Source organism: Burkholderia sp. Cy-637 (genome assembly GCF_011753175.1).
Taxonomy (GTDB): Bacteria; Pseudomonadota; Gammaproteobacteria; order Burkholderiales; family Burkholderiaceae; genus Burkholderia; species Burkholderia gladioli.
This window is the reverse complement of sequence record NZ_VWWC01000250.1, coordinates 1-7,161: the sequence shown is the minus strand read 5'-3', so window position 1 is coordinate 7,161 and position 7,161 is coordinate 1. Positions and strand designations below refer to the sequence as shown.

The following is a 7,161-nucleotide window of genomic DNA, read 5'->3' as shown; positions in this document are numbered from 1 at the left end:
GCCCAGCCCGCGGCCGCCCGGGGCCTCGGCGTCGCGATCGGCGCCGGCTGCCGCGAAACCGCGGCCGTCGTCGGCGACGATCAGTTCGAGATGCGTCGCGCCGGCCTCGAGCCGCACGTCGGCGGCCTGGGCGCGTGCGTGCCGGGCGATGTTGGCGAGCGCTTCCTGGGCCACGCGGAATACCGCCAGGGCGCTGTCGCCGGCCAGTTGCGCGAGCCGCGCGTCGGCCGCGCAGACCACGCTGGTGCGCAGCCGGGTGCGCGCGCCGAATGCGCCGACCCAGCCCGACAAGGTGCCGACCAGGCCGGCATCGAGCGCGGGCGCGGCTTCGTCGAGCGCGCGGCGGTACGAATCGAAGGCGGCGTCGAGCGCTTGCTGGGCCAGCGCGAGCGCGCGCCGGCAGCCTTCGGGCGCCTGCTCGGGCAGCCAGGTGTCGAGATTGGCGAAAGCGAAGCGCAGGCCGGTGAGATCGGCGCCGAGGCCGTCGTGCAGCTCGCGGGCGAGCCGGCGGCGGGCGGTTTCGTCGGCGGCGGCGAGTTCGGCCGCGAGTTCGGCCGAAACGGCGGCCAGCCGGGCATCCGGGGCGCGAGGAACGGGCGACGGCGAGCTGGCGGCTGCGGCGGGAATCACGGCGAGGGCAATGGCGGAGCGTGCCGGGGCGGGGCCCGGCTCGGGCAGGGCGCTCGCTGAGGCGGCTGCGATACGCGGCATGTCCATGACGTTCCTTCCGGCGAGAACAGGTTCGATCGGCGACGACCTCGGTGGAGGCCCGATCGGGTAACAAAAGTTACATTCAGTAATACGTGCTTTGACCCTTGGCAAGTATGTCAAGAAGTGTCAAGACGCGGCGAATCATAACTCAGAATAAATGGGAAAGGCGCGCCGGGCGGGGATCGCTCCGGGTAAACAGATCAAAATCCTGACGCCCGTGTCGGAAATATCCGACAGGCAAGCTCGTCTGATTCGACAGATTTTTGTTCGCTTGCCCGTAGGACGAATCGCAAGGGTTTGTAACTGACCGCCGAAAATGTAACTAAACCATATGACGCGGGCATAAAAAAACCGGAGCGCGAGGCTCCGGTTCTTGCCGAGGGCGCGAGGCCGCCGGGGATCAGTCGACGAAGGCGCGTTCGATCACGTAGTGGCCCGGCGCGCTGTTCTTGCCTTCCACCAGGCCGGCCTGCTTGAGCAGCTCGGTGGTGTCCTTGAGCATGGCGGTGCTGCCGCACAGCATCACGCGGTCGTTCTCGGGCGAGAACGGCGGCACCTCGAGGTCGGTGAACAGCTTGCCGGTGGCGATCAGGTCGGTGATGCGGCCCTCGTTGTCGAAGGCTTCGCGCGTGACCGTCGGGTAATAGACCAGCTTTTCCTTGATGATGTCGCCCAGGTATTCGTGGCCCGGCAGGTCGTGCTTGATGAAGTCCATGTAGGCCAGCTCGCCCTTCAGGCGGCAGGTATGGGTCAGCACGATCTTGTCGAAGCGGTCGTAGATGTCCGGGTCGCGGATGATCGACATGAAGGGCGCCAGGCCCGTGCCGGTCGACAGCAGCCACAGCGTCTTGCCGGGCAGCAGGTTGTCGGCGACCAGGGTGCCGGTGGGCTTCTTGCCGATCAGGACCGGGTCGCCCACCTTCAGGTGCTGCAGACGCGAGGTGAGCGGGCCGTCCTGCACCTTGATGCTGAAGAACTCGAGGTGTTCCTCGTAGTTCGGGCTGACGATCGAGTAGGCGCGCGCGAGCGGCTTGCCCTCGACCTCGAGGCCGACCATGGTGAATTCACCATTGTTGAAGCGCAGGCCTTGGTCGCGGGTGCAGGTGAAGCTGAACAGCGTATCGGTCCAGTGGTGGACGGACAGGACGGTAGCGGTATCGAATTTGCTCATGGAATACGGATACGAGACGGAAACCGAGGGCACCGGCCCGATCCGCAGACCGGCCGATGGCGGGCGCGTCACTCTCGAAAAGTGCACGCCTACCCGTTAACAGACGTTTGGAGAACCCCGTATTTTACCCTGCCTGGGCGCCGCGCGCGCTTGACCCCGGTGGGCGCGCGGAAATCCGCCCCGGGAAACGGGGCGGGAGCTTTCGGATTCCTGCCCATTGCCGAAGCGCGGCGCTTCAGTCCAGGCGCAGCCGCGCGATATAGGGCAGGTGGTCGGACAGCCAGGCGGTGTCGTCGGTCGGCGCCTGCCACTCCAGCGGGGTCAGGCCGCGCACGAACATCTTGTCGAGCGCCAGCGCCGGCGAGAAGGCCGGGAAGGTGCGTCCCGATTCGCCGAGCAGGGTGGCGACCTCGGACAGGCCGATCTCGCCGAACAGCGGCACCGAATCGTTGCGCCAGTCGTTGAAGTCGCCGGCCAGCACCAGCGGGCCGTCCTGGGCGTGATGCTCGATCCAGTGCGCGATCCAGGTCATCTGGCGCAGCCGCGCGGCGCGCGTGAGCGCCAGGTGGGCGCAGAGCAGGGTGATCGGCGCGGCGCCGGCCAGGGTGGCGCGCGCCACCAGCAGGCCGCGCCGCTCGAAGCGATGCGCGGAGATGTCCCAGCGCCCGCCCAGGTCGAGCGGATGCGGCGAGAGGATCGCGTTGCCGTGCCGCCAGGACGGCTTGAACACATTGGGGCCGAGCGCGATCTGCCAATCCAGCGCGCGGGCGATCTCGGTGGCCTGGCAATGCCAGATGTCGTCGACCGGATCCTCCATCGGCGCGCCGAAGCCCGAGGCCAGCATCGGCCGCGGCATGCGCTTGGCCATCGCCTCCTGCAGGAAGTAGATGTCGGCGTGGGTCGATTCGACCCAGCGGCGCATCGCATTCCAGGCGGTGAAGCCGAGCGGCGAGCGGCCCTTGTGCAGGTTCCAGCTGACCGCGGTGATCTCGTTCGGGGCCGCCTGCGGGGCGGCGAACGGCAGGGCCTGGGGCGCGTGCATGTATCAGCCCTGCACCACGTGGGCGCGGACCTGGTAGAGCAGGCGCGCCTTCTTGTCGGCCGGCGCCCAGTCGGTCCAGCTCTCGGCATGGACCGCCAGGCCCGGGTGGCTGGCCGAGATCTGGCGCGGCGCGAGCGAGCAGCCGTCGCCGTCGTCCAGGGTTTCCTGCGCGTCGATCTGCAGCGTGACCGTGTCGCCCTCGACATAGAGCGGCGCGACCGTCACGGTGCGCGAGCGCCGCGGCTTGACCGCCGCCACCATCGAGGCTTCCTTGCCGGCGCAGGCCGCGCCCAGCGTGACGGGATAGTCGTGCGTATCGGTGCGCGACTGGCCGACCGTGGTGGTCTGGTGGAAGGTGTCGACGGTCTGGCCGTCGTGCAGCACGCGGATCTCCCAGTCGATCGACTGCGGCGCGGCCGGCGTCGAGGCCTGCGCCCGCGCGGCGAGCGGCGCCAGGGCCGAGGCCAGGCAGGCGGCCAGCAGCGCGCCGCGCAGGGCGGCACGCAGCGTCGGCGGCATCAGTGGCATCAACGGGTTCGACATGCGGGCGGGAGCGGCCGGCCGGCGGCGCGGCAACGGGATCGCGGCCGAGCCCGGAAGGCCGGCCGCGATATTGAACGCGAAGGAACGAAGCATCGAGGAGATCGGGAAGGCGGCGCTGCCGAAAGCGTGTCTGACCGGGCGCGCGCGATTCGGGTTCCGGCCGCGCGGCGGGCGCGCGGGACGCGCGAGGCGCGGGTGGGCAAGCGGATCGGGCAGCGAAAGCTCGGTCATCGGCGATTCCTGTCGGGGCAGCAGGGGCCGGCGGCGCGGCGCAAGGCGGCGGCCGGCACGCGACGGTGAATCGTCGATGATACGCGCGCTTGCCGCGCCGTGCAGCGCGCGCCGCGATCAGCAGCAGAGCACGAGGAGTGCTGGCTTGCACGCCGCTTTTGTCTGCCCAACACTGGCAGCGAGGGGTCTGATGCCGCGCGGCGCATGCAAGCTGGGCGCCGGCGCGGCGGCGAGCCCGGGGCGACCGGGCGTGGCAAGCGAGAGGTGTGTGATGACGACGGCGATGGTGAAGCAGGAACTGGCGGTGGCCTCGTTCAGCCGCGTGTACGATCTCGACCGGGTCGAGACCGCGCTGAACGATCTCAACGAGGGGGCCAGCGAGGCCCTGCGCGCGACCTACGAGAAGATGCTGAAGACGGGCAACCTGCGCTTCTGCGTGAAGCCCACGCGCATGCCGGCCTTCGATGCGCTGGCCGAGGCGCTGCCGAATTTCGCGGGGCCGCTGGAGGACCTGCGCAAGCAGATCGCGCTGTGCCTGGAGACCGAGGACCGGCTCGAGCTGATGCCGATCCTGCTGCTGGGCGCGCCCGGGATCGGCAAGACCCACTTCGCCAAGGCGCTGGCGCAGATGCTCGGCACCGCCTACCACTACGTGCCGATGAGTTCGCTGACCGCCGGCTGGGTGCTGTCGGGGGCGTCCTCGCAATGGAAGAACGCCAAGCCGGGCAAGGTGTTCGACGCGCTGGTGCACGGCAGCTACTCGAACCCGGTGATCGCCATCGACGAGATCGACAAGGCCGGCAACGACGCCCAGTACGATCCGCTCGGCGCGCTCTACGCACTGCTCGAGCACGACACCGCGAGCGCCTTCGTCGACGAGTTCGCCGAGGTGCCGATCGATGCCGGCAACGTGATCTGGATTGCGACGGCCAACGACGCGTCCTCGATCCCCGAGCCGATCCTCAACCGCATGAACGTCTACGAGATCCCCTCGCCCGACGAGGCCGGCGCGCGGCGCATCGCGCAGGCCATCTATGCCGGGATCCGCGGCGCGCATGCCTGGGGCCGGCGCTTTCCCGACCTGCTCGGCGAGTCCGCGCTGGGCGCGCTGGCGGCGGTGCCGCCGCGCACCATGCGCCGCGCGCTGCTGCATGCGTTCGGCGCGGCGCGGCTCGACGGGCGCGACGCGGTGGAGGCGCGCGACATCCGCGCCGACGAGGGCATGCCGAGGCGGCGGCCGATCGGCTTCTGAGCCCGAAGGCCGCGTTCGGCATCGACGAGGCGGCGGGCGCGAAGGGCGAGGTTCGGCCAACGGCTTCCGTTCCGCTTCGCGGTTCCGCTTTGCCGCGCCGTTGCGCGACCTTCTGTCGCACAACGCCGGGCCTCGTGCGCGCGCCGGCGTCGCGAGCCTGTCGCATCGTCATCGCATGATGGCCGGCAAGGCGCGCGCAGGCGCTGCGCGCCTTGCCGCCCGCCCCGGCTTCGGCGATTCCTTATCTCCGGGATTCGGCAGCGCAGATCCGCGGCGGCGGCGTTATGCTTCGCCGGTGCCGCCGTCAGAGCGGCCATTCCCCATGAAGAGAAGCTGGAGCACGTCCCCATGAAAACGTCCCGTCGCAGTTTCCTGATCACCAGTGTCGGCGCGGTATCGGCGCTCGCGCTGTCCTCGCGCGAGGCCTTCGCCGCGCCGATGCTGGCCGAGACCGATCCCACCGCGGCCGCGCTCGGATACAAGGCCGACGCCACCAAGGTCGACAAGAGCAAGTTCCCGAAATACGCGGCCGGGCAGGATTGCGCGGCCTGCTCGATGTACCAGGGCAAGAAGGGGTCGACTTCCGCCGCCTGCGTCGCCTTCCCCGGCAAGGACGTGGCCGCCAAGGGCTGGTGCAGCGCCTTCAGCAAGATGGCCTGAGCGCCGGGCGCCGCGCGCGCCCCTGGCCTCGAAGCAGAAACCCGGCAGGCAGCCCGCCCGCCGGGTTTTTTTGTGCCGCTTGTAATCGGCTTCGTCGCTCCCCTACACTCGCTGCACCACAACCGCGCCACGCCCATGCGGCGCTTGGCGCATACCCCAGGCGGGAGAGGGAGACGCATGAGCTCGGCAAGCGAAAGGCAGCAGGCGACCCAACCGGCCGTGAATGGCCCCGGCCCCGGACGCAGCGCGGTGATCGCCGCCGTGATCGGCAATGCGCTCGAGTGGTACGACTTCACGGTGTTCAGCTTCATGGTGGTGGTGATCGCCGAGCTGTTCTTCCCGAGTTCCAGCGAATACGGCTCGCTGCTGCTGACCACCGCCACCTTCGGCGTGGCCTTCTTCATGCGGCCGATCGGCGGCATCGTGCTCGGCCTCTACGCCGATCGCGCGGGGCGCAAGGCCGCGCTGTCGCTGGTGATCCTGCTGATGACGGTCGGCATCTTCGTGATCGCGGCCGCGCCCACCTACGCGGCGATCGGCATCGGCGCGCCGCTCTTGATCGTGTTCGGCCGGCTGCTGCAGGGCTTCTCGGCCGGCGGCGAATTCGGCAGCGCCACCGCGATGCTGATCGAGGCGGCGCCGCGCGGCCGGCGCGGCTTCTACGGCAGCTGGCAGATGTCGAGCCAGTCGGCCGCGCTGCTGGTGGGCGCGCTGGTCGGCACCCTGGTCACGCACGGCCTGTCGAGCGAGGCGCTGCATGCCTGGGGCTGGCGCGTGCCGTTCCTGCTGGGCCTGCTGATCGGCCCGATCGGCTATTACCTGCGCCGCCACCTGGCCGACTCGGAGGTGTTCCTGGCCAGCAAGGCCAGCGCGCGCCGCGTCACGCTCGGCGAGGTGTTCGCGCAGCACGGTCGCGAGGTGCTCTGCGGGCTGGGCTCGGTGATCGCGCTGACCGTCACGATCTACGTGCTGATCAGCTACCTGCCGACCTTCGCGGTCAAGCAGCTCAAGCTGCCTTATGCCGAATCGTTCTACGCGGTGATCGTCGGCGGCCTGCTGCTGACGGTGCTCACGCCGCTGGCCGGCGCCTGGTCGGACCGGATCGGGCGCAAGACGCTTTCGCTGTGGTCGCTGGTCGCCACCCTGGTGCTGATCTACCCGCTGTTCCTCTGGCTCGACGCCGCGCCCAGCGTGGGCCGGCTGGTGCTGGTGCAGGGGCTGCTGGCGATCACCCTGTCGGGCTACTACGGGCCGTTCGGCGCGATGATCGCCGAGCTGTTCCCGGCCCAGGTCCGCTCCACCGGGCTGTCGCTTGCTTACAACGTCGCGGTGATGCTGTTCGGCGGATTCGGGCAGTTCATCGTCACCTGGCTGATCAAGGCGACAGGTACGCCGCTTGCGCCGACCTATTACGTGATGGCCGGGCTCGCGCTGTCGGTGATCGCGGTGGCCTGCATGCCGCGCCGCGCGCCGGGCTCGGGGGACTGAGGCGCGACCTTCGCGGCGGCCGGCGCGGCCGGGGCCGGGCGCCGGCGGATTCGCGGCAAGCCC

The 7,161-nt window shown here is 69.9% G+C and carries 7 protein-coding genes; 3 read left to right on the top strand and 4 right to left on the bottom strand.

All coding sequences use genetic code 11. The features are described 5' to 3' along the window. The 4 genes from F3J10_RS33350 to F3J10_RS33335 form a co-directional block, all read right to left on the bottom strand. Window positions 1-717, bottom strand: a 717-nt coding sequence (locus F3J10_RS33350; protein ID WP_167243867.1) for a histidine kinase, incomplete at its 3' end; no start/stop codon positions are given. A 394-nt stretch (window positions 718-1,111) separates the two neighbouring features. After that, window positions 1,112-1,882 carry a ferredoxin--NADP reductase gene (locus F3J10_RS33345; RefSeq protein ID WP_013699675.1) on the bottom strand — a complete coding sequence of 257 codons (771 nt, stop codon included), beginning with the start codon at window positions 1,880-1,882 and terminating at the stop codon, window positions 1,112-1,114. Window positions 1,883-2,117: 235 nt separating this feature from the next. After that, entirely contained in the window at window positions 2,118-2,924 is an 807-nt protein-coding gene (locus F3J10_RS33340) for an endonuclease/exonuclease/phosphatase family protein (RefSeq protein ID WP_013699674.1), read from the bottom strand. Between the two features lie 3 nt (window positions 2,925-2,927). Continuing rightward, a complete protein-coding gene (locus tag F3J10_RS33335) occupies window positions 2,928-3,698 on the bottom strand; it encodes a hypothetical protein (protein WP_240155785.1) in 771 nt (256 codons plus the stop codon). A gap of 271 nt (window positions 3,699-3,969) precedes the next feature. Between F3J10_RS33335 and F3J10_RS33330 the strand changes: the two genes are divergently transcribed. The 3 genes from F3J10_RS33330 to F3J10_RS33320 all read left to right on the top strand — a co-directional run bounded on the left by F3J10_RS33330 (window position 3,970) and on the right by F3J10_RS33320 (window position 7,098). Next, window positions 3,970-4,950, top strand: a complete 981-nt coding sequence (locus F3J10_RS33330) for an AAA family ATPase (protein WP_167234651.1) — start codon at window positions 3,970-3,972, stop codon at window positions 4,948-4,950. A gap of 348 nt (window positions 4,951-5,298) precedes the next feature. Next, window positions 5,299-5,610 carry a high-potential iron-sulfur protein gene (locus F3J10_RS33325; RefSeq protein WP_013699671.1) on the top strand — a complete coding sequence of 104 codons (312 nt, stop codon included), beginning with the start codon at window positions 5,299-5,301 and terminating at the stop codon, window positions 5,608-5,610. Between the two features lie 177 nt (window positions 5,611-5,787). Then, window positions 5,788-7,098: an MFS transporter gene (locus F3J10_RS33320; RefSeq protein WP_025101339.1), complete on the top strand. Its 1,311-nt coding sequence runs from the start codon at window positions 5,788-5,790 to the stop codon at window positions 7,096-7,098. Window positions 7,099-7,161 lie beyond the last annotated feature (63 nt).